Annotated in this window: 25 protein-coding genes; 16 read left to right on the top strand and 9 right to left on the bottom strand. The window is 72.3% G+C overall.

Annotation, left to right across the window (positions count from 1 at the left end):
• Position 1 precedes the first annotated feature (1 nt).
• The 4 genes from ACDF64_RS03905 (at position 2) to ACDF64_RS03890 (ending at position 2,936) form a co-directional block, all read left to right on the top strand.
• Positions 2-655, top strand: coding sequence for a nucleotide exchange factor GrpE (locus ACDF64_RS03905; RefSeq protein WP_394553518.1), 654 nt, complete (start codon positions 2-4; stop codon positions 653-655).
• Positions 656-798: 143 nt separating this feature from the next.
• Complete coding sequence (locus ACDF64_RS03900) at positions 799-1,785, top strand: DnaJ C-terminal domain-containing protein (RefSeq protein ID WP_394553516.1); 987 nt, start codon at positions 799-801, stop codon at positions 1,783-1,785.
• A gap of 2 nt (positions 1,786-1,787) precedes the next feature.
• Complete coding sequence (locus tag ACDF64_RS03895; protein ID WP_394553514.1) at positions 1,788-2,201, top strand: heat shock protein transcriptional repressor HspR; 414 nt, start codon at positions 1,788-1,790, stop codon at positions 2,199-2,201.
• A 48-nt stretch (positions 2,202-2,249) separates the two neighbouring features.
• A complete protein-coding gene (locus tag ACDF64_RS03890; protein ID WP_394553512.1) occupies positions 2,250-2,936 on the top strand; it encodes a hypothetical protein in 687 nt (228 codons plus the stop codon).
• Positions 2,937-2,946: 10 nt separating this feature from the next.
• Here the strand turns inward: ACDF64_RS03890 and ACDF64_RS03885 are convergent, their stop codons facing one another.
• On the bottom strand, positions 2,947-3,627 hold the full coding sequence (locus tag ACDF64_RS03885; RefSeq protein ID WP_394553510.1) for a hypothetical protein: 681 nt from the start codon (positions 3,625-3,627) through the stop codon (positions 2,947-2,949).
• 234 nt (positions 3,628-3,861) lie between these two features.
• Here ACDF64_RS03885 and ACDF64_RS03880 point away from each other — a divergent pair, with 234 nt between their 5' ends.
• The 4 genes from ACDF64_RS03880 (at position 3,862) to ACDF64_RS03865 (ending at position 7,126) form a co-directional block, all read left to right on the top strand.
• Positions 3,862-5,034 (top strand): class I SAM-dependent methyltransferase, encoded by a 1,173-nt coding sequence (locus ACDF64_RS03880; RefSeq protein ID WP_394553509.1) that lies wholly within the window; start codon positions 3,862-3,864, stop codon positions 5,032-5,034.
• Positions 5,035-5,073: 39 nt separating this feature from the next.
• Positions 5,074-5,364 carry an ATP-dependent Clp protease adapter ClpS gene (gene clpS, locus ACDF64_RS03875; RefSeq protein ID WP_394553508.1) on the top strand — a complete coding sequence of 97 codons (291 nt, stop codon included), beginning with the start codon at positions 5,074-5,076 and terminating at the stop codon, positions 5,362-5,364.
• 2 nt (positions 5,365-5,366) lie between these two features.
• Positions 5,367-5,849 carry a DUF2017 family protein gene (locus ACDF64_RS03870; protein ID WP_394553507.1) on the top strand — a complete coding sequence of 161 codons (483 nt, stop codon included), beginning with the start codon at positions 5,367-5,369 and terminating at the stop codon, positions 5,847-5,849.
• 122 nt (positions 5,850-5,971) lie between these two features.
• Positions 5,972-7,126, top strand: coding sequence for a hypothetical protein (locus ACDF64_RS03865; RefSeq protein WP_394553505.1), 1,155 nt, complete (start codon positions 5,972-5,974; stop codon positions 7,124-7,126).
• A gap of 102 nt (positions 7,127-7,228) precedes the next feature.
• Here the strand turns inward: ACDF64_RS03865 and ACDF64_RS03860 are convergent, their stop codons facing one another.
• On the bottom strand, positions 7,229-7,627 hold the full coding sequence (locus ACDF64_RS03860) for an SHOCT domain-containing protein (RefSeq protein ID WP_394553504.1): 399 nt from the start codon (positions 7,625-7,627) through the stop codon (positions 7,229-7,231).
• Between the two features lie 279 nt (positions 7,628-7,906).
• Between ACDF64_RS03860 and ACDF64_RS03855 the strand changes: the two genes are divergently transcribed.
• The 3 genes from ACDF64_RS03855 to ACDF64_RS03845 are packed head-to-tail and all read left to right on the top strand — an operon-like array spanning position 7,907 to position 11,679.
• Positions 7,907-9,169: an ion channel protein gene (locus ACDF64_RS03855; RefSeq protein ID WP_394553503.1), complete on the top strand. Its 1,263-nt coding sequence runs from the start codon at positions 7,907-7,909 to the stop codon at positions 9,167-9,169.
• An 11-nt stretch (positions 9,170-9,180) separates the two neighbouring features.
• The gene (locus ACDF64_RS03850; RefSeq protein WP_394553502.1) at positions 9,181-10,365 is read left to right on the top strand and encodes an AI-2E family transporter; all 1,185 of its coding nucleotides are present in this window, start codon (positions 9,181-9,183) and stop codon (positions 10,363-10,365) included.
• 54 nt (positions 10,366-10,419) lie between these two features.
• On the top strand, positions 10,420-11,679 hold the full coding sequence (locus ACDF64_RS03845) for an AI-2E family transporter (RefSeq protein ID WP_394553501.1): 1,260 nt from the start codon (positions 10,420-10,422) through the stop codon (positions 11,677-11,679).
• A 45-nt stretch (positions 11,680-11,724) separates the two neighbouring features.
• On the opposite strand, the gene ACDF64_RS03840 is transcribed toward ACDF64_RS03845, so the two are convergent.
• On the bottom strand, positions 11,725-13,248 hold the full coding sequence (locus tag ACDF64_RS03840) for a DUF2252 domain-containing protein (protein WP_394553499.1): 1,524 nt from the start codon (positions 13,246-13,248) through the stop codon (positions 11,725-11,727).
• A 161-nt stretch (positions 13,249-13,409) separates the two neighbouring features.
• Here ACDF64_RS03840 and ACDF64_RS03835 point away from each other — a divergent pair, with 161 nt between their 5' ends.
• On the top strand, positions 13,410-13,859 hold the full coding sequence (locus ACDF64_RS03835; protein WP_394553498.1) for a DUF6325 family protein: 450 nt from the start codon (positions 13,410-13,412) through the stop codon (positions 13,857-13,859).
• Positions 13,860-13,887: 28 nt separating this feature from the next.
• The gene (locus ACDF64_RS03830; protein WP_394553497.1) at positions 13,888-14,250 is read left to right on the top strand and encodes an SHOCT domain-containing protein; all 363 of its coding nucleotides are present in this window, start codon (positions 13,888-13,890) and stop codon (positions 14,248-14,250) included.
• Between the two features lie 50 nt (positions 14,251-14,300).
• Here ACDF64_RS03830 and ACDF64_RS03825 read toward each other — a convergent pair whose 3' ends face one another.
• Positions 14,301-14,741, bottom strand: a complete 441-nt coding sequence (locus ACDF64_RS03825) for a nitroreductase family deazaflavin-dependent oxidoreductase (protein WP_394553496.1) — start codon at positions 14,739-14,741, stop codon at positions 14,301-14,303.
• Positions 14,742-14,933: 192 nt separating this feature from the next.
• Here ACDF64_RS03825 and ACDF64_RS03820 point away from each other — a divergent pair, with 192 nt between their 5' ends.
• The gene (locus ACDF64_RS03820; RefSeq protein ID WP_394553495.1) at positions 14,934-17,108 is read left to right on the top strand and encodes an ATP-dependent Clp protease ATP-binding subunit; all 2,175 of its coding nucleotides are present in this window, start codon (positions 14,934-14,936) and stop codon (positions 17,106-17,108) included.
• 21 nt (positions 17,109-17,129) lie between these two features.
• Here the strand turns inward: ACDF64_RS03820 and ACDF64_RS03815 are convergent, their stop codons facing one another.
• Positions 17,130-18,623, bottom strand: coding sequence for an MFS transporter (locus ACDF64_RS03815; protein WP_394553494.1), 1,494 nt, complete (start codon positions 18,621-18,623; stop codon positions 17,130-17,132).
• Between ACDF64_RS03815 and ACDF64_RS03810 the strand changes: the two genes are divergently transcribed.
• Positions 18,538-19,005: an aromatic ring-opening dioxygenase LigA gene (locus ACDF64_RS03810; RefSeq protein ID WP_394553493.1), complete on the top strand. Its 468-nt coding sequence runs from the start codon at positions 18,538-18,540 to the stop codon at positions 19,003-19,005. The two genes, ACDF64_RS03815 and ACDF64_RS03810, sit on opposite strands and share 86 nt — an antisense overlap.
• Before the next feature lie 100 nt (positions 19,006-19,105).
• Positions 19,106-20,155, top strand: coding sequence for a zinc-dependent alcohol dehydrogenase family protein (locus ACDF64_RS03805; protein ID WP_394553492.1), 1,050 nt, complete (start codon positions 19,106-19,108; stop codon positions 20,153-20,155).
• A 48-nt stretch (positions 20,156-20,203) separates the two neighbouring features.
• Here ACDF64_RS03805 and ACDF64_RS03800 read toward each other — a convergent pair whose 3' ends face one another.
• The 4 genes from ACDF64_RS03800 to ACDF64_RS03785 all read right to left on the bottom strand — a co-directional run bounded on the left by ACDF64_RS03800 (position 20,204) and on the right by ACDF64_RS03785 (position 24,106).
• Positions 20,204-20,791 carry a nitroreductase family protein gene (locus ACDF64_RS03800; RefSeq protein WP_394553491.1) on the bottom strand — a complete coding sequence of 196 codons (588 nt, stop codon included), beginning with the start codon at positions 20,789-20,791 and terminating at the stop codon, positions 20,204-20,206.
• A 140-nt stretch (positions 20,792-20,931) separates the two neighbouring features.
• The gene (locus tag ACDF64_RS03795; protein WP_394553490.1) at positions 20,932-22,011 is read right to left on the bottom strand and encodes a threonine aldolase family protein; all 1,080 of its coding nucleotides are present in this window, start codon (positions 22,009-22,011) and stop codon (positions 20,932-20,934) included.
• 44 nt (positions 22,012-22,055) lie between these two features.
• Positions 22,056-23,228, bottom strand: coding sequence for an ABC transporter permease (locus ACDF64_RS03790; protein WP_394553489.1), 1,173 nt, complete (start codon positions 23,226-23,228; stop codon positions 22,056-22,058).
• Positions 23,225-24,106 (bottom strand): ABC transporter ATP-binding protein, encoded by an 882-nt coding sequence (locus ACDF64_RS03785; protein ID WP_394553488.1) that lies wholly within the window; start codon positions 24,104-24,106, stop codon positions 23,225-23,227. Before ACDF64_RS03785 ends, ACDF64_RS03790 begins: the two co-directional genes overlap by 4 nt.
• Between the last annotated feature and the right edge of the window lie 58 nt (positions 24,107-24,164).

The following is a 24,164-nucleotide window of genomic DNA, read 5'->3' as shown; positions in this document are numbered from 1 at the left end:
GATGGCAGCCGAGAACGAGGGCCAGGACCGGGACGAGCCGGTCATCCGCGACAAGCGGCGCATCGACCCGGAGACCGGCGAGGTGCGCAAGCCCGCGGCCGAGGCGGCGGATGTCCCGGAGGAGGCGTCCACCGCCCCCGGCGGGGCCGGCGACGCCGCCCCCGGGGACGCCGGTGCCGCCGACGAGGACGTGCTCACCGTCGACGACATCCTGAACGCGGCCCAGGCCGAGGTGCAGGACCCGTCGGCCGAGCACCTCGCCGACCTGAAGCGGGTCACCGCGGAGTACGCGAACTACCGTCGCCGGACCGAGCAGAACCGCGAGGTCGAGCGCGAGCGCGCGGTCGGTGCGGCCGTCTCGGTGCTCTTGCCCGTGCTCGATGACCTCGACCGGGCCGAGAAGCACGGCGACCTCGAGGGGGACAGCCCGTTCACGACCATCGCGGCGAAGCTGCGCGGCGCGGTCGAGAAGCTCGGGTTGAAGCCGTTCGGCGAGGCGGGCGACGTGTTCGACCCGCAGGTGCACGAGGCGATCTTCCAGCAGCCGTCCCCGGACGTGGAGGTCGACACCGTGGCGGACGTCGTCGAGACGGGCTACACGCTCGGGTCGACCCTGGTCCGCGTGGCCAAGGTCGTCGTCAAGACCCCGGCCTGAACCGGCACCCGGTGATCGAGGAGCGAGCGACGAAGGCGCACGCGTCTCGAGATCGCGATCGACGGTCTCGAGACGCGTCGGACTCCGCCCGGCGCTCCTCGACCACCGGGGCATCCGCGTAGATTCGAAGGAAGGAGGCGCCCATGGCCAGCCAGGACTGGTTCGACAAGGACTTCTACCAGGTGCTCGGCGTCTCCAAGGAAGCGAGCGACGCGGACATCAAGAAGGCGTACCGGAAGCTCGCGCGCACCTACCACCCGGACCAGAACCCGGGGGATGCCGCGGCCGAGTCGAAGTTCAAGGAGATCAGCGAGGCGCACTCGGTGCTCTCCGACCCCGAGGAGCGCAAGGAGTACGACGCGGTCCGCGCCATGGGCGGCGGGGCGCGCTTCACGGCGCCGGGCGGAGGGGCCGGCGGCTTCGACGACGTGTTCGGCGGCATGTTCGGCCAGCAGGGCGGGCAGCGCTACACGTTCCAGCAGGGCGGCGGCGGCGACTACGACGACCTGATCGGCGGGCTGTTCGGCAGCGGCCGGTTCGGCCAGACGTCGGGCGGCTACCGCGGCTTCGGCGGCCCGACCCCCGGGCGCGATGTCACCGCGACGACGACGCTCGACTTCATCACCGCGACGCGCGGCGACCAGGTGACGCTGCAGACCGCCGAGGGGCGGCCCATCACCGTCAACGTGCCCGCCGGCGTGGCCGATGGCCAGAAGATCCGCCTGCGCGGGAAGGGGCATCCTTCGCCCGACGGCGGCCAGACCGGTGACCTGATCCTGACCGTGCACGTGCGCAAGCACCCGGTCTTCGAGCGCGACGGCCTGAACCTGCGCGTGACCGTGCCGGTCACCTTCGAGGAGGCCTCGCTCGGCGCGACCATCCAGGTGCCGACGCTCGGCGGCGACCCGGTCAAGCTCCGGGTCGCACCCGGCACCCCGAGCGGCCGAGTGCTGCGGGTCAAGGGCCGCGGTGTCGAGACGAAGAAGGGCACCGGCGACCTGCTCGCGGTCGTGCAGGTCGCGGTCCCGTCGCACCTGTCGAAGGATGCCCAGGAGAAGCTGCGGGAGTTCGCGGCGCTCCTGCCCGACGAGAATCCCCGCGACGACCTGATCGCCCGCGCGAAGGGCTGACGATGGACGAGACGAGCCCGCTGTTCGTCATCTCGGTCGCGGCCGAGCTCGCGGGGATGCATCCGCAGACCCTGCGCCAGTACGACCGGCTCGGGCTCGTGTCGCCGAGCCGGACCGCCGGCAAGTCGCGTCGGTATTCGATGCGGGATGTCGCGCACCTGCGCGAGGTCGCGCGGTTGAGCGCCGCCGGCGTGAGCCTCGAGGGCATCCGGCGCGTGCTCGGGCTCGAGGACGAGGTCGCGATGCTCCGCGTGCGGGTGCGGGAGCTCGAGGCGGCGCTCGCCGACGAGATGCTCAACCGGCCCGGCCGGCGCGTGTTCGCGGCGGGTTCGCACGGCGAGATCGTGACCATCAAGGCCGGCACGCGCACACGCCGCGAGAACGCCGTCGTCGTCTGGCGCCCGCTGGAGCGCTGAGCAGGGCAAGCCCTCGACGGCCGGGCCGGGCGGGAGGAAGATCGTCGCATGAGCGATCTCCCGCAGGCGTCCCCCGCTCCGCAGCCCGTCCCGGGCCGGCCCGAGTGGGCTCCGGCTCCGCCGCGCCCGCCGCTCGATCCCCGCAGCCGCACCGGTGCGCTCGTCGGCGGCGGACTCGGGCTCACGCTCGTCACCTGGGGCCTCGGCGCGGTCGCATTCGGCGCCGTGGTCGGGTTCGTCGCGCTCGCGTTCGGGCTCATCGCGCACCATGCTCGCGAGTGGGGTCGCGCCGGCATGCGCGACCTCGAGCGCTTCGCCGACGCGGTGCCGTGGTGGGTCGTCCTCGCGGTCGTCGTGATCGCCGTGGTCTTCGGCATCGCGGCGATCATCGGCGGGGTCATCGCCGAGCACGCCGTGCTCACGCGCTTCGGCGTGCACCGGCCGAACGCGGTGCTCTGGAGCGGCCTCGGCATCGGCCTGCTCGCCAACGGCTTCGCGGGCGGCGTCGTGAGCCTGGTGTTCTCGGCCGTCCCGCAGATCGACTTCTCGGACGGGGGGATGATGATGCCCGGCCGATTCGGGCTCACCGCGTCGAGCGGGTTCGTCGCGTTCGCGGTGATGGTCGCGGTCGGCGCGCTCTCGGCGTGGTGGATGGCGCACGCCTTCCGTCCGACCGCCGACGAACTCGCGGCGGCCGCGCAGCCGGTACCGGCTGCGGCCCCGCCCGCAGCCTGACGCGACGCGCTCAGCGGCCCCAGGCTGCGGCAGGCGCCTCGATCGCCTCGACCGGCCGGGTCGACCAGTGCGTGCCGTTGCCGTAGTGGCTGCCCGCCCAGGGCGATGCCCAGATCGCGGCGGCGGTCGCGTTGGCGTCGTCGCCCGCCTCGAGCGCGGCCTCGATGCCGTCGTAGAACGAGTAGCGCCGCAGGCTGTCGGCGGCATAGTACGCGCCGGTCACGAGCGTGTCGTAGCTGCCGAGGCCCGATCCGCCGCCCGACCCGTTGCCGTTGTTCAGCGGGTTGTTGCGGTTCCACCAGTTGTCGACGCCGTTCTCCTGGCGCATCCAGCGGAGGATCACGTTCACGTTCTCGTCGGTCACGGGGAACTCGCCGTCGACGAGCACGAGCTCGGCCCAGTCGTGGTTCGTGCCGCCCGCGATCAGGGTCTCCGGTCCGGTCGCGGCGACGTACGATTCGCGCGAGACGGCCGGCACGCGGACCTCGCCGGCGACGGCGACGTGCTGGAGCAGCGCGTCGGCGGCTTCCTTCGCCTGCGCGATCGCGATGGCGTCCGGCGGGGCGCTGGGCGCGATCGCGAGCGTGGCGGCGACGCCGAACACCGCGGTGGTCGCGAAGATCGCCGCGAACCGGCGGGCGAAGCGCGGTCGCGTCGTGCTGCGACGCGAGGGCCGACGGCCGGATGCCACCGGCGGGGCCGCCGCGGCCCGAGCCTCCCGGCGGGTCGGATGGGCAGCACCGACGTACGCCGCGCCCCCGGGTTGCGCGCCGTTCCGGCCTGCCGGCTGAGATCGGCGTGGATACGTCATGCGGGTCCGAGGGTAGCAAAGTCCCCTGAGCGTCCCATCCGGGCGAGGTCGGAGGGGTGCGGAGCGGTGGTCGGACGTCCCCGGAGTCCCAGCGTCCGGGAGTAGGGTGCCGGGGTGGATCTCCCCGCCCTGCGCGGCGCGGCCGACGCCGAGGCGGCCGGCCTCGATGCCGCCGACGCCGCCGACCGCCTCATCCTCGACGAGGCGCGCGAGGTGGTCGCCGCGACGCCAATCGGACGGATCGCGGTCATCGGCGACGCGCACGGCGCCCTCGCGATCGGGGCGCTCTCGAGCGCGGGCGCGCCGCGTGACGGGGAGCACCTCCGGGTCCACCAGGACGCACTCCTCGGCGAACGGGCCATCGTCGCGAACGCCGAGCGGCTCGGGCTCGGGGCATCCGTTCGCATGCTGCCGCTCGCGCCCGAACTCGTTCGCGACGCGCGCGTGGTCCTGCTCCGCCTGCCGCGGTCGCTCGACCAGCTCGACGAGGTCTCCGGGCTCATCGCCGACCACGCGGATCCCGCGGCGGTCGTGTTCGCCGGCGGGCGGATCAAGCACATGACGCCCGCCATGAACGACGTGCTGCGGCGCCGGTTCGGTCGGCTCGACATCAGCCACGCACGGCAGAAGTCACGCGTGCTGATCGCGCGCGAGCCGATCCGGCCGGTCGCCGACGGCGAGACGGCACGAGCGGATGCCCCGCACCCCATCACCTGGCCGCGCCGCGCCCACGACGACGCGCTCGACCTCGATGTCGTGGCGCACGGCGGCGCGTTCGCCGGGGCATCCGTCGACATCGGCACCCGGTTCCTCGTCGGCCGCCTGCCCGAACTGCTCGACGGCCGTCCCGCGCCGCGGCGCCCGATCGACCTCGCCTGCGGCACCGGCGTGGTCGCGGTGTGCCTCGCCCGGCTCCTGCCGACCGCCCCGATCGAGGCCTACGACCAGTCCGCCGCGGCCGTCGCGTCGGCACGCCTCACCGCTGCGGCGAACGGGGTCGGCGACCGCGTCCGCGCCGAGCGCGCCGACGGGCTCGAGCTCGTGCCGGACGGGGCATCCGACCTCGTCGTGCTCAACCCGCCGTTCCACTCGGGCGCCGCGATCACGACCGCCCTCGCCGAGCGCCTGTTCGCCGACGCGGGCCGAGCCCTCGCACCCGGCGGCCGGCTGGTCGCGGTGTGGAACTCGCACCTGCGGTACCGCGCTGCGCTCGAACGCGCGGTCGGGCCGACGCGCCAGGTCGCCCGGGACCCGAAGTTCACGGTCACGGTGTCGACCCGTCGCTGACGGGGTGCGATGACCGGCCGAAGGTGTCAGGCTGGGAGCGTGACCGACACGCTCGAACTGCTGGATGCCGACCTGGTCGCCGACCGGGTCGTCGAGCGGACGTGGCGTGCGATCGTGTGGGACGACCCGGTCAACCTCATGACCTACGTCACCTACGTGTTCCAGCAGTACTTCGGCTACCCGCGGGCCGAGGCCGAGCGACTCATGCTGCTCGTCCACCACGAGGGTCGCGCGGTCGTCGCGACCGGCAACCGGGAGGCGATGGAGCGACACGTGCAGGCCATGCACGGCTACGGCCTGCAGGCGACCGTGGCGAGGGCCGAGACGTGATCGTGGCCGGTCGCGACGAGGGCGACGGCGTGCGCCTGGTCCTCGAGGCCGAGGAGGCGATGCTGCTGTCGGAGCTCGCCGACCAGGTCGACTCCGTGCTGCTGCTCGGCGCAGACGACGATCCGGCGCTCGGCCGGCTCTTCCCGAGCGCCTACCCGGAGGATGCGGCCGCCGCGCGCGACTACACGCGGTACACGCGCGAGAGCCTCGTCGACCACAAGCGGCAGGCCGCGCAGGCGGTGCGCGACGCGACCGCCGTCGACGGGGATCGCGGCCTCGTCGAGATCCTGCTCGACCAGTCGCAGGCCTGGGGCTGGCTGACGTTCCTGACCGATCTCCGGCTGATCCTCGCCGAGCGCGTCGGCGTCGGCGAGGAGGGCACGCCCGAAGCCGACGAGCAGCGCGACGACTACCTCCGCGCCGCGTACGAATGGGCGGGCTTCGTGCAGGGATCGATGCTCGAGGTGCTCGACCCGACGCACTGAGGGTCCCGCAGCCGCCCGCCGGCGAGCGCGTCCCGCGCGTCGCGGCGCCCAGGATGGATCGCGCGGATGCCGCGTGGCAGGCTTGACCCGATGCGGCCGGGGGGCCGCCGAGGGGAGCAACGATGAGTCGAGCCCACGTCGTCGAACCGGAGCCCGTGGCGCCGGACAGGGCGACACCGCTGTCCCGCATCCTGCAGCGTCCCGCCGAGAACGCGGAGTCGCTCGAGTCCGTCGCGCTGATCCTCGGCTCGCTCGCATTCCTGGCGGGTGCGGTCGTCGCAGCGATCGCGTTCCGGGGATCCGACCTGCCGATCTCCGGACCGGGTTCGCTCGGCCAGTTCGTCGCGATCACGGGGGGCCTGTTCGCGCTCGTCGCGTTCGGACTCGGCCGGATCGTGCTGCGGTCGCCGTCGGCGGCGCTGCAGGCGGAGCTCGGGCCGGGCCTGGCGGTCGAGGGCGCCCGGCTGCACTGGTACGACTTCACCGCGCTCGCGATCGCGCACGGCGTCATCGCGCTCCTGGCCTGGACGGGCCTGGCGGCCGTGCTCGAGCTGAGCTTCGTCGGCGCGGTCGTGTACGCGTTCCCGGCGGTCGTGCTCGCGGGCGCGGCGCTCGCGATCACGATGTTCGTGGTCTTCCTGACGGCCGCGCGACTCACCCCGATGGTGCTGTCGCTCGTGCTCGCGGTGTTCCTCGTGGTCGGCGTGATCACGAGCATGATGACGGCGAGCGACCCGCTCTGGTGGCAGAAGAACCTGTCGGCGCTCGGCATGGGCGACGACGTCTCCGCGCGGGCGTTCAACCTCACGCTGGTCATCGCCGGCGCGATCGTCACGATCGTCGCGCGCTACTGCACGGCCGCGCTGCCCACCGGCACCGCCCTCGAGCGCCGGCACCGCAACTCCGTGCGGTTCGGGCTCGTGCTCATCGGGATCTTCCTCGCGTGCGTCGGCATCTTCCAGGTCGACGACTTCTTCTGGGTGCACAACACGGTCGCCACGGGCATGGCGATCGCCTTCGCGGTGATCGTGATCGGCCTGCCGAAGTTCGTGCCGACGGCTCCGCGCGTGTTCGTGATCCTGGGCTGGGTCTACGTCGCGATCGTCGCGGTGCTCGGCGTCTTCTTCGCGATCGGCTACTACACCCTCACCGCGGTCGAGCTGGTCGCGGGCGTGCTCATCTTCAGCTGGGTCATCCTGTTCCTCCGGAACTCGGGCGCGATGCGCACCGCGACGTTCGCGCACGCGGCCGACGAGCGGGCGCGCGGGTCGGCCTGATCGGGCTGCCGCGGGCCCGGCCACGGCGCAGGATGCCCCGAACACGTCGGATGGGCGGATGCCGAAGCATCCGCCCATCCGTTTCGCGGCTTCCCGTTCGGATCAGCCGTGCGAGAGCGCCTTCGTCTTGAGCACGTCGAACTCCGCCTGCGTGATGCTGCCCGAGTCGAGCAGGGCCTTCGCCTTGGCGATCTCGTCGGACGGGCTGGCGGTGGTTCCGGCCGTCTGGCGGATGTAGGCGTCGGTCGCCTGCTGCACCTGGACGGCCTCGCGCTGTGCGCGCTCGGCCATGCTGTTGCCGCGGGCGATGAGGTACACCAGGGCGGTGATGAACGGGGCGAACAACAGGAAGATGATCCAGACGGCCTTGAGCCATCCGTTCAGCTTGTGGTCGCGGAAGAGGTCCGAGATGATCGCGATGACCGCCCACAAGTAGGCGATGAATGCGAAGATCCAGATCGTCCACCAGACGATCTCCCAGAAGCTCTGCCAGAAATTCATTGAGCGCCTTTCTTCGATTGTGAGTGCCGCCGCGGGGGGCGGCGACGGGTCACTGGCGAAGCGGCGGGAGCTGTGAAGCTCTTCCGTCTGACGAGATCGTCCCCCGCGATCGTTCGTTCCCCGCTTGCACACTATCGCGGCGACGCCGTTTTGGAACCCGTGGGACGCGGGATTTCGGGCGAGCGCGGCCGCTCGACGCCGGGTGACGCCCGCGGCGGTCGGTGACAGCGCCGGTTCCGTGCGGCAGGATGACCCGCAGGGGACGGCGGAGGGGGATCGATGAGCGAGGCGGATGCGCCGGCGGCGCCGAGCGTACGGCAACTCGTCCTCCTCGCGATCCCGGCGCTGCTCATCGGCGTCGGATCCGCGCTCATGCTCTGGCTGCTGGATCGGGCGGCCGAGGTGGTCGAGGGCTGGATCTGGGACGACGTGCCCGCGTGGTTCGGGGCATCCTCGTCGACGCCGTGGTGGATCTTCACGGTCCTGACGCTCACGGGCGCCGCGGTGGGCCTCGTGGTCCAGTTCGTGCCGGGGCATGCGGGCGTGGACTCGGCGACGACCGAACTCGCCGCGACGGCGCCGAAGCTCATCGTGGTCCCCGGGCTGCTCCTGGCGGTGCTGCTCTCGCTCGCGGGCGGCGTGAGCCTCGGCCCCGAGAACCCGATCATCGCGGTGAACGCCGCGATCGCCGTGTCGGCGCTCGCGCGCGTCGCGGGGCGCATCCCGCAGCCGCTCATCGTGATGCTCGCGAGTGCGGCGACGATCGGCGCGCTGTTCGGCACGCCCGTCGCGGCCGCGCTCGTGCTCACGGGCATGGTCGCCGCGATCAAGATGGGCGGTGCGCTCTGGGACAAGCTGTTCCTCCCGCTCGTCGCGGCCGGCACCGGCGCGCTGACGATGCACCTGCTCGGCGCCCCGACGATCGCGTTCACGCTGCCCTCGATGGGCACGATCGAGCCGATCGACGTGCTCACGGGGACGCTCGTCGCGGCGGTCGGCGCCGGCGTGGGCATCCTGGCGGCGTGGCTGCTGCCCATGGTCCACCGGGCCTTCCACGCGCTCCGCCACCCGATCCTCTTCACCACGCTCGGCGGCGCGGTGCTCGGCGTGCTCGGCATGATCGGCGGCCCCCTGACGCTCTTCAAGGGCCTCGACCAGACGGGCGAGCTGCTGAGCGACCCCGACGCGTACCCGCCGGAACAGCTCGCCCTGTTCCTCGTCGTCAAGGTGGCCGCCCTCCTCGTCGCGGCCTCCGCTGGGTTCCGCGGCGGCCGCATCTTCCCCGCCGTCTTCATCGCCGTCTCGCTCGGACTGCTCGCGGCCGCGCTGGTGCCGGGGATGCCGATGTCCCTCGCGGTCGCGACCGCCACGCTCGGCGTGATCCTCGCGGCGACCCGGGACGGCTGGATCGCGATCTTCCTGGCCGTCGCACTGGTGGGCGACGTCGTGGTCCTGCCGCTCCTGTGCGTCCTGGTGCTGCCGACGTGGCTGCTCGTCACGAAGGCGCCCGAACTCGTCGTGAAGCCCCGGACCGGGGCGTGAGGGGGATGCCCGTGGAACCTGCGACCGGAGTCGAGCCGACCGCGGCCGGCCGTGCGGAGTCCGCGCCGCCGTTGCGCGCTCGGAGCCCGTTCGGCGCGCGCGTGCTCCTCACCGCCGCGGCGGCGGTCGTCGTCTTCGTCGGGGTCTGGGCGGCGCGGGACATCCTCGGCCCCGCGGCCGTCGGCGCGGTCGTCACGATCATCGCGGCGCCGCTGTACGCGCCGCTCGCGCGCCGCGGCTGGCCGTCGTGGCTCGCGACGGCCGCGGTGGTCGCGGTCGGATGGCTCATCCTCGCGGTGCTCGCGGTGCTCCTCTTCTTCGCCTCGGCCCAGTTCGTGCGGATGCTGCCCGACTACGCCGACGAGTTCCGGGCCACGGCCGCGGGCGTGCAGGAGTGGCTCGCATCCCTCGGCGCATCCGACGCGGCATCGGACGCGGCATCCTCGGTGCTCTCTCCCGACGTGCTGATCGGGTTCGCCGCGTCCGTCGCGGACGCGGTGCTCGGCGTCGCGATCGCGTTCTTCTTCATCCTCGGCTACGTCATCTTCATGGCCGGCGACGCGGCCCGGTTCACCCGGCTCGGCGTCGTGTTCGGTGCGGGCGAACCCGACGACATCGGGCGCCGGTACTTCCGCGGGGTGCGACGCTACTACGTCGTGAACGCGTCCTTCGGCGCGATCGTGGCGGTGCTCGACGGCATCGTGCTGTGGGCGATCGGGATCCCGATCCCCGCGGTGTGGGCGATCCTCGCGTTCGTCACGAACTTCATCCCGAACATCGGCTTCGTGATCGGGCTCATCCCGCCCGCGATCCTCGCGCTCGTGGTCGGCGGCTGGCCGCTCGCGCTCTCGGTCGTCGCGGTGTACTGCGTCATCAACGTCGTGCTCCAGGTGCTCGTGCAGCCGAAGTTCGTGAGCGACGCGGTCGACCTGAGCCTCACGCTCTCGTTCTTCTCGGTCGTGTTCTGGACGCTCGTGATCGGCCCGCTCGGGGCCATCCTGTCGATCCCGCTCACCCTGCTCGTGCGCGCCCTGCTCATCGAGCCGGGCGGGCGGGGCACGGCGCTGCTCCGGCTGAGCGGCAACGCGGCGAAGGAGCTCGCGGAGTCCGAGGCCGCGCGCGAACGGCCGGATGCCCCGCCCGGGGCGGCGGCCCCGCCGGAGACCGCGCGCGCCGCGCCGGAGCCGAAGTCGTAGCCCTGCGGACCGCCGCGGCGGTACGCTCCAACCGTCGGCATGGGGGGAGTCGGGATGAGGTGGGGACGCAAGAACGCGACCGACGGGGCGGCTTCGCCCGTGGTCACCGCGGCTGACGTCGCCGAGGTCGCCGCATCCGTGCGCGGGCGGCACCGGTCGGCGTTCATCATGCTCGGCCTCGCCGGGGCGACGGTCGTCGCGATCGGGATCCACTCGATCGCGGACATCTTCAACTCCACGTTCTTCGCGCTCGTCCTCACGATCTGCGTGCACCCGCTCCGTCGCGGCCTCGAGCGGCGCGGCGTCCCGCGCGGCATCGCGACGGTCGGCGTGCTGCTCGCGGTCGTGCTCCTGCTCGGCGGGTTCTTCGGCGCGCTGTTCATCTCGTTCGCGCAGTTCCTCACGCTCGTGCCCGACTACCTGCCGGAGTTCGAGGCGTGGGGCGCGTCGCTCGCGGCCTGGCTCGAGGGGCTCGGCATCGGCAGCGACCAGGTGAACGCGATCCTCGGATCCTTCAACCCCGGCGCCATCCTCGACGCGCTCGGCGGGCTGCTCGGCAGCGCGGCCGGCTTCGTGTCCGCCGCGGTGATCCTGCTGACGATGCTCATCCTGATGGCGGTGGACTCGTCGTACGCGTCGACGCTGCTCGGGCAGTTGCGGCCGCACAAGCTGGCGCTCGCCGCCGCTGTCGTCCGGTACGGGTCCGGCGTCCGGCGCTACATGGTCGTGACCACCGTGCTCGGCGCGGCGCAGGGCATCGTGAACTGGATCGCGCTCGCGCTGCTCGGCATCCCCGGAGCCGCGCTCTGGGGCATCCTCTCGTTCCTCTGCAGCTTCATCCCGAACATCGGCTACTTCATCGCGCTGATCCCGCCGCTCGTCTTCGGGGCGCTCGTCGGCGGGTGGCCGCTCGTCGTCGCCGTCATCGTGGTCTACGGGATCATCAACGGCATCATCCAGTCGGTGATCCAGCCGCGCGTGGTCGGCAACGCGGTGTCGCTCAGCCAGACGATCACGTTCTTCTCGGTGCTGTTCTGGGCGGTCGTGCTCGGGCCGACGGGCGCGATCCTCGCGATCCCGCTGACCCTGCTGGTCCGGATGCTGCTGGTCGACTCCGATCCGCGCGCCGACTGGATCAAACCGGCGCTCGGCGAGCTCGACGTCACGAGGGCGACCATGGACGCCGAGGACGCCGCGAAGAAGGAGGAGCGGCGGGCCAGGAAGCTCGCCGGGCAGCCGACGGCCGAGGCCGAGCGGGCCGCCGCGCCGGCGACCGGGGCGCCGGCGACCGCCGCGCCGACGGCCGAGGCCTGAGCGCCGGGCCGACCACCGCGACGTGCGCGCCGCGCCGCTCCCGGCTCAGGGAGCGACCGCGGCGAGGCGCCCGCTCTCGATCGCCGCGAGGAGCGCGGCGTGGTCGCGCTCGGTGCGATCGGCGTACGCGCTCGAGAAGCGCAGGAGCGCCTCGGCGAACTCCCGCCCGTCGCCCACGTATCCGGCGATCAGGGCCGCATCGCCGCCGCGCGCGTGCGCACGCGCGAGCACGATGCCGCAGAACTCGGCGTAGAGCCGCATGGTCGACCGTTCCATCCGCTCGGGCTCGGCCGACCCCTTCCAGTCGCGGAACTGGCGGACGTAGAAGTCGCGTTCGTTCCCGTCGAAGCCGACGACGTGCGTGTAGCCGAGCAGCACGTCGCCGAAGGCCTGCAGCCGGCGCTGGCCGTGCACGACGCGCTGCCCCTGGTGCGCGAACGCGCTCGGCTGCGTCGGGTCCTCGAGGACGGATCGCTGGGCCTCCTTCGCCTGGAGGACGAGGACGTCGCGCTTGCCGTTGCCGGTGAGGAGGACCACCCACGCGCGCGTGCCGACGCTGCCCACGCCGACGACCTTGAGGGCGATGTCGACGACCTGGAACCGGTCGAGGATGCGCGCGTGCGCCTCGGTGAGCGAGGACTGGTAGCCGGCGAGCATGCCCTCGACCCGCGAGACGGCGGTGTGCTCGTCGAGGCCCGTGAGCTCGGAGAGCGAACGGAGGGGCACGAGCGTCGGCGCGTTCGTGCGGAAGCGGTAGGTCCCGTCGGCCCGCTCGGCGAGCCGCGCGACGGCGTCCGCGCTGTCGCGCTGGCGGGTCTTCGCGATCGCCCGCGTCATGCGGGCGGCGATCTCGGGCCGCAGCGCGCCCTTCACGCGCGCGAGCATGGCGTCGGCGTCGAGGCGCGCGGTCGCCATCTCGAGGACGGGGGTGCGGGATGCCTCGTCGATCGCCTCGGCGTACGCCACGACGAGCTGCGTGACCAGGCGGGCCCGGTCCTCCGGCGAGAAGCCGCGCGCGCGGCCCGCGATCTCGAAGCTCGCGGCCATCCGCTTCACGTCCCACTCGAACGGTCCCGGGGCGGTCTCGTCGAAGTCGTTGAGGTCGATGAGCAGGGCGCGCTCGGGCGAGGCGAACATGCCGACGTTCGAGAGGTGCGCGTCGCCGCAGAGCTGGGAGATGATGCCGGTGTCCGGAACGGCCCGCAGGTCGCCGGCCATGATCGCCGCGGCGCCGCGGTAGAACGCGAACGACGAGCTCGCCATCCGCCCGTGCCGGAGGGCGAGCAGCTCGGGGAGTCGGGTGCGGCCCTGCGCCTCGATGAGCCCGATCGGGTCGCGGTCGCCCTCGTCGGCGGCGAGCTCGGCGTGGGCGTCGAACGGGACGGTCGCCCGCAGCGCGGCGCCCGCGGCGCGTCGCTCGGAGCGGCTCGGGCGGACCCGTCCGACCTTCGGGGCGGAGGCGAGCGGAGCCGCGGCGTCCGCGGCGATCTCGGAGGCGGCCGCGGCGGCGGCGGTGGCGGCATCGGATGCGTCGGCGTTGAGGTCGATCCCGTCGAACGTGTCGGTCATGGTCGGGTTCCTCTCGATGGAGCGGACGTCCCCTGCGCCGTTCGCGAAGGGTCACGACCCTGCCTGCATCGTACGTCTCGACCGTCGTCGGAAGGTAGGCCCGCGCACCCTTCCAGTGCGGCCGATCGGGGGTTAGTCTCAGGGTGTCGAAGGGGGACGAATTGACGGAATTCGAGTACGGCCCGGTGGAGATCCTGGTCGTCGGGTTCGAGGGAAGGGTGCCCGACGCGGGCACGCTCGAGGCGATCGCCGAACTGGTCGAGGCGGGCGACATCCGCCTGCTCGACGCGGTGTTCGTGTCGCGTGACGAGGCGGGCAACATCGAGGCGACCGAGATCGAGGATTTCGGGGACGAGATCCAGATCGTCGACATCACGCTCGAGGCGAGCGGGCTCGTCGGCCACGACGACCTGACCGACCTCGCGGAGGTCGTGCCTCCCGGCTCGTCGGCCGCGCTGCTCGCGATCGAGCTCGTGTGGGCGAAGAACCTGGCGTCGAGGTTCGCGGAGTCCGGCGGCGTGCTGCTGCAGTCCGAGCGGATCCCGGCGCCGATCGTGAACGCCGTGCTGGCCGAGGCGGAGATCCTCTCCGACGAAGACGTCGCGGGCTGAGAACAGGAACAGGAAAGGGGGACCGGAGATGGTGGGATTCAGGAGGGTCGGACGGCCCGGACTCGTGGGGCTCGCGGCTCGGACCGCGGTCGTCGCAGGAACCGCCACGGCGGTCAGCGGCGGCATGCAGCGCCGTCAGCAGGACCGTGCGCAGGACGAGTGGGAGCAGCAGCAGTACGAGGCGCAGCAGCAGCAGGCGCAGATCAACGCCGCGGCGCAGGCTGCGGTCGCCCAGCAGCAGGCCGCTGCGGCTGCCGCCGCGCCGCCGCCCGCACCGGCCGCACCCGCGGTCGACGTGGTGGCGGAGCTGCAGAAGCTCGCGGCGTTGAAGCAGCAGGGCATCCTCGACGACGCGGAGTTCGCGGCGGCGAAGGCGCGACTGCTCGCCTGACGATCGATGCGAACGAGCCCGGCCCATCTCGGGCCGGGGCTCGTGTCGTCTCACGCGTCGGTGCGCGTGAGCACGAAGACCGGGATCTCGCGGTCGGTCTTCGTCTGGTAGTTCGCGTAGTCGGGCCAGGCTTCGACCGCGCGGCCCCACCAGTCGGCACGCTCCTCGCCCTCGACGAGGCGGGCGACGTAGTCGTGCTTCTCGGCGCCGTCCTGGAGTTCGACGTGCGGGTGCTCGAGCAGGTTCCAGTACCACTTGGGATGCTCCGGCGCCCCGCCCTTGGAGGCGACGACCGCGTACGCGCCCTCGTGCTCGACGCGCATGAGCGCCGTCTTGCGGAGCTTGCCGCTCTTGGCGCCGAGCGTCGTGAGCACGATGATCGGTCTGCCGCGCAGGAGGTTGGCCTCGGCCCCGTCGGAGGCTTCGAACGCCTCGGCCTGCGTGCGTGCCCACTCGGACGTGCTCGGTGCGTATTCTCCCTGCAGCGGCATGGATGCTCCTTCTGTATCTGGTCCCCGGTCTTCCGAGGGCAACGCGCGAGGGGGCGGGCGCATTCCGTCCGGGGTGCGACCGTCGGGGCATCCGTCTAGCGTGAGGCGCGGGGGATTCCGCCGTGGGCGGAATACGCGACCCCGTTCCCGAAGTTGAGTTCACTAGACTCAACTTTGAAGGAAGGGATGCCTGTGGCGAACATGCAGGGCGCGCCGAGCTCGCAGGAGGAGCAGAAGTCGGCGCTCGAACAGTACGGCGTCGACCTCACCGCGCTCGCGAAGGCGGGAAAGCTCGACCCGGTGATCGGCCGCGACGCGGAGATCCGCCGCGTGAGCCAGGTGCTCACGCGCCGCACCAAGAACAACCCGGTGCTCATCGGCGAGCCCGGCGTCGGCAAGACCGCCGTCGTCGAGGGCCTCGCGCAGCGCATCGTGGCGGGCGACGTCGCCGAGAGCCTGAAGCGCAAGCGGCTCGTGTCCCTCGACATCTCGGCGCTCGTCGCCGGCGCGATGTACCGCGGCCAGTTCGAGGAACGGCTGAAGGCCGTCCTCAAGGAGATCGACGAGTCCGAGGGCGAGATCATCACGTTCGTCGACGAGCTCCACCTGCTGATGGGCGCGGGGGGCGGCGAGGGGTCGGTCGCGGCATCCAACATGCTGAAGCCCATGCTCGCCCGCGGCGAGCTCCACCTCATCGGCGCGACCACGCTGAACGAGTACCGCGAGTACATCGAGAAGGATGCCGCGCTCGAGCGTCGCTTCCAGCAGGTGTACGTCGGCGAGCCCAGCGTCGAGGACACCATCGCGATCCTCCGCGGGCTGCGCGGACGGTACGAGGCGCACCACGGGGTCACGATCACCGATGCCGCGCTCGTCGCCGCGGCATCCCTCTCGAACCGCTACATCTCGGCCCGGCAGCTGCCCGACAAGGCCATCGACCTCGTCGACGAGGCGATGAGCCGGCTCAAGATGGAGATCGACTCCAGCCCCGTCGAGATCGACCAGCTCAAGCGCGAGGTCGACCGCATGAAGCTCGAGGAACTCGCGCTCAAGAAGGAGAAGGACGACGCCTCGAAGGAGCGCCTCGCGAAGCTCCGGGACTCCCTGGTCGGCAAGGAGCACGCGCTCGCAGGGCTCGAGGAGCGCTGGGCGCGAGAGAAGCAGGGCCTCAACCGCGTCGGCGAGCTCAAGAAGCAGCTCGACGAGGCGATCACCCAGCGCGACCTCGCGCTGCGGGCCGGCGACTACCCGACGGCCTCGAAGCTCGAGTACGAGACGATCGCGCGTCTCCAGCGCGACATCGTCGAGGCCGAGCAGGCGGACGCCTCCGGCTCCGCCGGTGAACCCCGCATGGTGAACGAGCAGGTGACCGAGGAGGACATCGCCGCGGTCATCTCGGCCTGGACCGGCATCCCGGTCGGCCGCCTGCTGCAGGGCGAGTTGGAGAAGCTGCTGCACCTCGAGTCCGAGCTCGGGCGTCGGCTCATCGGGCAGCGGGACGCGGTCGCCGCCGTCGCGGACGCGGTGCGGCGCTCGCGCGCCGGCCTCAGCGACCCGAACCGGCCGACCGGCTCGTTCCTGTTCCTCGGCCCGACGGGCGTGGGCAAGACCGAGCTCGCCAAGGCGCTCGCCGAGTTCCTCTTCGACGACGAGCACGCCATGGTGCGCATCGACATGAGCGAGTACGGCGAGAAGTTCTCCGTCTCGCGGCTCGTGGGCGCCCCTCCCGGGTACATCGGGTACGAGCAGGGCGGCCAGCTCACCGAGGCCGTGCGCCGCCGCCCCTACTCGGTGATCCTCCTCGACGAGGTCGAGAAGGCGCACCCCGAGGTCTTCGACGTGCTGCTCCAGGTGCTCGACGACGGCCGGCTCACCGACGGCCAGGGCCGCACGGTCGACTTCCGCAACGTCATCCTGATCCTCACGTCGAACCTCGGGTCGCAGTACCTGATCGACCCGACCCTGTCGTGGGACGAGAAGGAGGCGGCCGTGCAGGCCGCCGTGCGGCAGTCGTTCAAGCCCGAGTTCGTGAACCGGCTCGACGACATCGTCGTGTTCTCGGCGCTCAGCGAGCGCGAGCTCGCCGAGATCGTCAACCTCTACGTGGACCGGCTCGGCGCACGGCTGCACGAGCGGCGGCTCGAGCTCGGCGTCACGCCCGACGCCCGGGCCTGGCTCGCCGAGCGCGGGTACGACCCGCTGTACGGTGCGCGTCCGCTCCGCAGGCTCATGCAGAAGGAGATCGACGACCGGCTCGCGCGGGCGCTCCTCGGCGGCGAGATCTTCGACGGCGATCGCGTCGTCGTCGGGCTCGCACCCGACGGCGAGTCGCTCACCGTCGCGCGCGGGGAGGCTGCGGCCGGGTAGTCGCGCCGAGCGGGCCCGGTGCTACTCGGCGGCCGGCGTCGGTGCGACGGCGACGCCGTTCGCCTCGGCGGTGATCCGGCGCTCGAGGACGCCGGCGAGCACGGCCACTGCCGCGCAGCACGCGACCATGAGCGCGATGAACCAGCCGTCGAGGCCGCGGTCGAGGAGCAGCCCCGCGACGATCGGGCCGGTGATCGCGCCGCCCTGGAACGCGGCCGCGTTGACCGCGTTGAATCGGCCGCGGTTGCGATCGGTCGCGAGGTCGTTGTCGACGGCCGGCACGGTGGGCTGCAGCATCGTCTCGCCGAGCGCGAAGACGCCCATGAACGCCAGGACGCCGATCGCGGCGGCGATGGTGTCGGGCACGAGCGCGGTCGCACCGAGCACGAGCCAGGACAGCGCCCAGACCGCCGCCATGACCTGCATCACGCGCGTGCGCCGATGCCCGCCGATGAACTTCAGGACGGTGAACTGCAGGAGCACGATCACTGCGGTGTTCACCGCGAACGCGAACCCGACGACCTGCGTCGACACCTCGGAGACCTGGCGCGCGTAGGCGGGGAACCCGCCCTCCATCTGCCCGTAGCCGAGGAACATCGCGATGAACGTGAGCAGGGCGAGCCAGCGCACGGCGGGCTGGCGGAGGATGTCGCGGTACCGGGTCGGCGCACCGTCGTCGGATCCGGCGTCGTCGGCGACCGGGGTCTTCACGTGCCGCAACGGGCCGAGCAGGAGCGCCGCGGGGATCAGGCAGGTCGCGGCATCGACGAGGAAGATCGCCGTGAACGTCTCGGGCCGGTCGACATCGACGAACAGGCCGCCGAGGATGCCGCCGATCCCGATGCCGAGGTTGATGAGCGCGAAGTTGACGCCGAAGTACTGCTGCCGGAGGTCGCCCTGGACCACGGTGGCGATCAACGCGTTGAACCCCGGCCACGACACCCCGAAGTTGATGCCGATCAGCACGAGCGCGATCGCGGCGACGACCGGATCGGTCGCGAACGCGAGCAGCGTGCACCCGAGGATCATCGCCGCGAGCCCGCCGAGCAGCACGACGCGTGCGCCGTACCGGTCGATGAGCGTGCCGCCCGGCGCCGTGACGATGAGGCCCGTGATCGCGATGAGGCTCATGAGCGCGCCCGAGGTCCCGAGGTCGAACCCGAGCACCTCGTGCAGGTAGATGATCGTGAACGGCAGCGTCAGCCCTCGCCCGAGCGTCTGGACGGCCGCCGTCGAGAGCAGCCATCGGCCCTCGGTCGGGAGCGCCCGCCAGAATCCCCGCATGCTCGTCACCCCCGGCATCCTGCCGGAAACCGCCGACGACGGCGACCCGCCGAATCGGCGCGGCCCTTCCCCCGCGACACGCCCGACCGGTACCGTGAGCGCAGGGGCCCTTGGGGGACACGGGCCGTGCGAAGGGGGAACGCGCGTGAGCGAGCAATTCGAGACCGGCACCGCGGTGCTGAGCAGCGGCAGGGTCAAGGCCGTCCGACTCGTCGGACTCGCCGGGGTCATCGGCGGCATTCTGCTCATCGTCGTCGCGGTCATCGCGTGGATCGCGGTGACCACGCAGTTGAAGGCGGAGAACATCACCATCCCGGACGACGCGGCCGCGTTCCAGGGGCAGCAGGTCAGCGGCCCGGTGACCGCGTACATCCAGGCCGACATCATCAACCACCACGCGCTCGAGGCGACCGGCGGCAAGACGTACGCCGAACTCGCACAGGACGACCCGCTGCGGCAGACGGCCATGACGGCGTCGTTCCTGCGGGCGTCGCTGTTCACCTCGGTCGTCGCGTACGGCGTCGCGCTGTTCGCCGCGGCCGTCGGCGTGCTGTTCATCCTGTTCGGCTGGTCGTTGCGCGCACTCGTGCCGCCCTTGCCGAAGCAGGCCTAGCGCACCACCGACGACGGACGCGGATCCGCGGAGGATCCGCGTCCGTCGTCGTGCCCGGGCACCCCTGCACGCCCGCCGTCCGAGTGCGTAGGCTCGGAGCATGCTCGCCACCGTGATCCACGCCCCCGGGGACATCCGCGTCGAGACCGTGCCGGACCCGGTCCTCTCGACCGGCGCCGACGCGATCGTGAAGGTCGTCGCCGCCTGCGTCTGCGGGAGCGACCTCTGGCCCTACCGCGGCGTGCAGCCGACCACCGAGCCGCGCCGCATCGGCCACGAGTTCGTCGGCGTGGTCGAGGCGGTCGGCGACGACGTGCGCCTCGTCGAGGTCGGCGACTTCGTGATCGCGCCGTTCTACGTCTGCGACAACACGTGCGTGAACTGCCGCAACGGGGTGTCGACGTCGTGCCTGCACGGCGGGTGGTGGGGCAGCGACGACCGGGCGGGCGGCTTCGCCGACGGCGCCCAGGGCGAGCGCGTCCGGGTTCCGCTCGCCGACGGCACGCTCGTGGTCGTTCCCGGTCCGGTGCACGACGACGAGGTGCCGGGGCTCCTGACGCTCGCCGACGTGATGGGCACCGGGCACCACGCGGCCGTGTCGGCGGGCGTGGGCCCCGGGTCGACGGTCGTCGTCGTGGGCGACGGCGCGGTCGGGCTCTGCGGCGTGATCGCCGCGAAGCGGCTCGGGGCATCCGAGATCATCGCCATGTCCCGCCACCGCGACCGCCAGGACCTCGCACGCGAGTTCGGCGCGACCCACATCGTCGCGGAGCGCGGCGACGAGGGCGTGACCGCGGTGCGTGCGCTCACGGGCGGGATCGGCGCCGACTGCGTGCTCGAGTGCGTCGGCACGAAGGAGTCGATGGACCAGGCGCTGCGCTCGGCGCGCCCGGGCGGCCGGGTCGGCTTCGTCGGCGTGCCGGCCGGCGGGCCCGAGCTGCCGATCGGCCGGATGTTCAGCACGAACGTCGGCGTCGTGGGCGGGGTCGCCCCCGTGCGCGGCTACATCGAGGAACTGCTGCCGGACGTCCGGAGCGGCGCGATCCGACCGGGCCGGGTGTTCGACCTCGAGCTGCCGCTCGCCGAGGCCCCCGCGGCGTACGTCGCGATGGACGAGCGCCGCGCGGTCAAGGTCCTGCTGCGGCCGTAGCGACGTCGCGGGTCGGCCGGTTCGGCCCGACCCGCGACGGCCTGCGGGCTACGCGACGACGACGAACTCGTCGAGCGACTTGCGCTGGCGCGGGGCGACCTCGCGCTCGCGGAGTGCCTCGGGCAGCGAGTCGGGGTCGCCGAGCACGCCGACGGCCGTGACCGACACGGGCTCGAAGCGCTCGCCGAGGTCGAACGCCTCGCGCAGGCGGGCGCCGTCGAAGCCGCCCATCTGGTGGGAGTGCAGGCCCTCGTGCTGCGCCTGCACCGAGTAGTGCGCGACCGCCTGGCCGAGGTCGTACCGGGCCCAGCGGCGCTCGGCGCCCTCGGCGTCGGCGAGCTCGGCGACGTTCACGATGAGGGCCGCGGCCGAGTCGGCCCAGGCCTGGTTGAAGCCCAGGAGCGCGTCGTGGACGGTGGTGAACGCCTCGGTGCCGCGGCGCGCGACGATGAAACGCCACGGCTGCGTGTTGTTCGCGGACGGCGCCCAGCGCGCGGCCTCGAGCACGGTGCGCAGGGTCTCGTCGGAGACGACGGCGCTCGGGTCGTAGGCGCGGGGGCTCCACCGCTCGACGAGTGCGCCGATGAGCGGCGCGGTGGTGTCGGCGTGGCGGGAGGTGGTGTCGGCGATGGTCATGGCAGTGCCCTTCGGATGGAGTGCTGGGATCGGCCGGACCCCGTCGTCCACTCCATGCAAACGCATGGGTACTGCCGCTCTATTCCATGGAAGCGCATCGACCTGCGTGTCGGCCGAGCATGACGAACCGCGTCGGCGCGTTACGCCGCCGCCGCGAGCTCCTCGCGGATCGCGGCCGCGAACGCGTCGATGTCGTCCTCGCTCGTGTCGAACGAGCACATCCAGCGCACCTCGCCCTTCGCGGCATCCCAGTCGTAGAACCGGAACCCGCGCTCGCGAAGTCGATCCGCGACGCCCTGCGGCAGCACCGCGAACACGCCGTTCGACTCGGTCGGATGGCTGAACGACAGGCCGGGGAGCTCGCCGCCCGTGATCCCGCGGTCGAGCGTCGACCGGAGCCGGTGCGCCATCGCGTTCGCGTGGCGTGCGCTCCGCAGCCACAGGTCGCCCTCGTAGAGCGCGATGAGCTGCGCCGAGACGAACCGCATCTTCGACGCGAGCTGCATGTTCAGCTTGCGCAGGTAGGTCAGGCCCTCGGATGCCTCGGTGTCGAGCACCACGATCGCCTCGGCCCCGAGCGCGCCGTTCTTCGTGCCGCCGACCGAGACCACGTCGACGCCCGCATCGGTCGTGAACGCGCGGAGCGGGACATCCAGTGCCGCAGCCGCGTTCGAGAGCCGCGCGCCGTCCAGGTGCACGCGCATGCCGAGCGTGTGCGCGTGGTCGGCGATCGCACGGATCTCCTCGACCGAGTAGCGCGTGCCGAGCTCGGTGGTCTGCGTGATCGAGACCACGAGCGGCTGCGCACGGTGCTCGTCGCCCCAGCCCCACGCCTCGCGGTCGATGAGCTCGGGCGTGAGCTTGCCGTCGGGCGTCGGCACGCCCAGGATCTTGATGCCCGCGACCCGCTCGGGCGCGCCGCCCTCGTCGGTGTTGATGTGCGCCGTCGTCGCCGCGACGACCGCGCCCCACCGCGGCAGCATCGACTGCAGGCCCGTGACGTTCGCGCCCGTTCCGTTGAACACCGGGTAGGCCTCGATCCCCTCGCCGAAGTGGTGCGCGAACACCTGCTGCAGGCGCGAGGTGTAGGCATCCTCGCCGTAGGCGACCTGGTGTCCGCCGTTCGCCTGCGCGATCGCGTCGAGCACCTCGGGGTGGACGCCGGAGTAGTTGTCGCTGGCGAAGCCGCGGAAGGCGATGTCGTGGAGCGGGTCGGTCATCGGACCATCCTCCCACCCCCGCCCTCCGCGGCCGAAACGGCCTCCTAACCGCGCAGCGCGTCGACCAGCTTGACCCGAGCGCCCGTGCGCAGCAGCGAGTTGCGGTACATCCGCTCGCCCGCGAGCACGGCGACGGCCGTGCTCGCGACCAGGATCGCGAGCGACAGGATGGGCTCCCACCACTCGGCCTGCTCGAGGAAGATCCGCATCGGCATCGCGACCGGCGCGGAGAACGGCACGTAGCTCATGGCCGTGAGCACCGCGGCGTCGTCGTTGAAGAACACGACCAGGAAGTACGGCAGCATCACGAGCATGGTCACGGGCATCGTCACGGTGCCGACGTCCTCCGAGCGCGACACGGTCGCCGCGGTCGCGGCGAACAGCGCGGCCAGCATGACGAATCCGATCGCGAAGAACGCGATGAACCAGACGACGGACTCGCCGAGCCCGCCGAGCAGGATCTGCTGGCCCGTGACCGCGAGGCCCACGATCGCGAGCCCCGCGATGAGCACGATCTGCGCGAGCGCCATCGCGCTGTTGCCGAGCACCTTGCCGGTCAGCAGCGCGCGCGCCGAGACCGTCGAGAGCAGGATCTCGATGATGCGGGTCTGCTTCTCCTCGACGACCGACGCGGCGATGGTCTGGCCGAACGTCAGCGCCGAGAGGAAGAAGACGATGCCGAAGCCGAGCGCCACGAAGTAGGCGAGCATCGGGTCGACCGCCGCAGGGTCGAGCACCGCGACGGGCGGCGTGATCGAGAGCGCGGATGCCACGGATCGCGGCGCATCCTCGAACCCGACGACGGTGATGTCGAACGGGCTCGCGCCCGGGACCGCGGTGCCCGTCTCGGCCGCGCTCAGGTCGTCGTCGCCGACGATCCCCGACGACTCGACGAGATCGGTGGGCGCGACGATCGCGGTCACCTCGCCGTCGCGCAGCAGGCGCTCCGCCGCGTCGAGGTCGCCCGCCGGCACCGCCTCGAGCGAGGCGACGCCCGCGACCGCGTCCGCGCCGGACCCGACCACGGCGACGCGGTCGGGGTCGTCCTGCGCGCCGAAGATCGAGCCGAGGACCACCGTGACGAGCACGGTCGCGAGCAGCACGATCGTCGAGATGACGAACGCCCTGCTGCGCAGGCGCGAGCCGATCTCGCGCCCGGCGACGAGGCCGGCGGACTGCGCGAACGACGGGTCGCGGCGCTCGGACTGCACGGTCATCGGACGACCTCCTGGAAGATCTGGGCGAGCGTGGTGTGCTCGCGCGTGAACTCGACGATGTCGCCGCGGCGCACGGCCTCGGCGAGGACGGCCCGCCGGGCGTCGTCGGATGCCTCGAACAGGGCCCAGCCGCCGTCGAAGGTGACGACGCGGACGCCCGGCACGTCCCGCACCCAGCCGGCGTCGCCCGTGGTGAGCAGTTCCCACCTGGCGCTCGCGTACTCCTCTCGGAGGGCGTCGCGCGGGCCCGCGGCGCGAATGCGGCCGTCGGCGATGATGACCAGGTCGTCGCAGAGGCGCTCGACGACGTCGAGCTGGTGCGACGAGAACAGCACGGGCGCGCCCTGCGCCGCGGCGTCGGCGAGCACCGACTGGACCGTCTCGACCGCCATCGGGTCGAGCCCGGAGAACGGCTCGTCGAGGATGAGCACCTCGGGGCGGTGGACCAGGGCGGCCGCGATCTGGGCGCGCTGCTGGTTGCCGAGCGACAGCGACTCGACCGTGTCGCCGAGCCGCTCGCCGAGTCCGAGGCGCTCGAGCAGGTCGGTCGCGTTCCGCCGGGCGGCGGCGGGACTCCAGCCGTGCAGTCGCGCGAGGTACACGGTCTGCTCGAGGACCTTCATCTTCGGGTAGAGGCCGCGTTCCTCCGGCATGTAGCCGAACGCGCGCCGGTCGGCGGCCGTGATCGGGCGGCCGTCGAGCGAGACCGTGCCGTCGTCGGCGGCGAGCACGCCGAGCACGATGCGCATGGTCGTGGTCTTGCCGGCGCCGTTGCCGCCGACGAAGCCGGTGAGGCGGCCGGCGCCGACCGGGAACGAGACCCGGTCGAGGGCCAGGCGGTCGCCGTACCGCTTGGTGAGGTTCTGGAGTTCGAGCATGGCTCCACGCTAGGGACGGCGCGGGGGCGGGGCATCCGTCGCACGGGGGGTTCTCGCG

The sequence above is a fragment of the Agromyces sp. MMS24-JH15 genome (assembly GCF_043518605.1).
GTDB lineage: Bacteria > Actinomycetota > Actinomycetes > Actinomycetales > Microbacteriaceae > Agromyces.
This window is presented reverse-complemented; position numbering and strand designations above follow the sequence as displayed.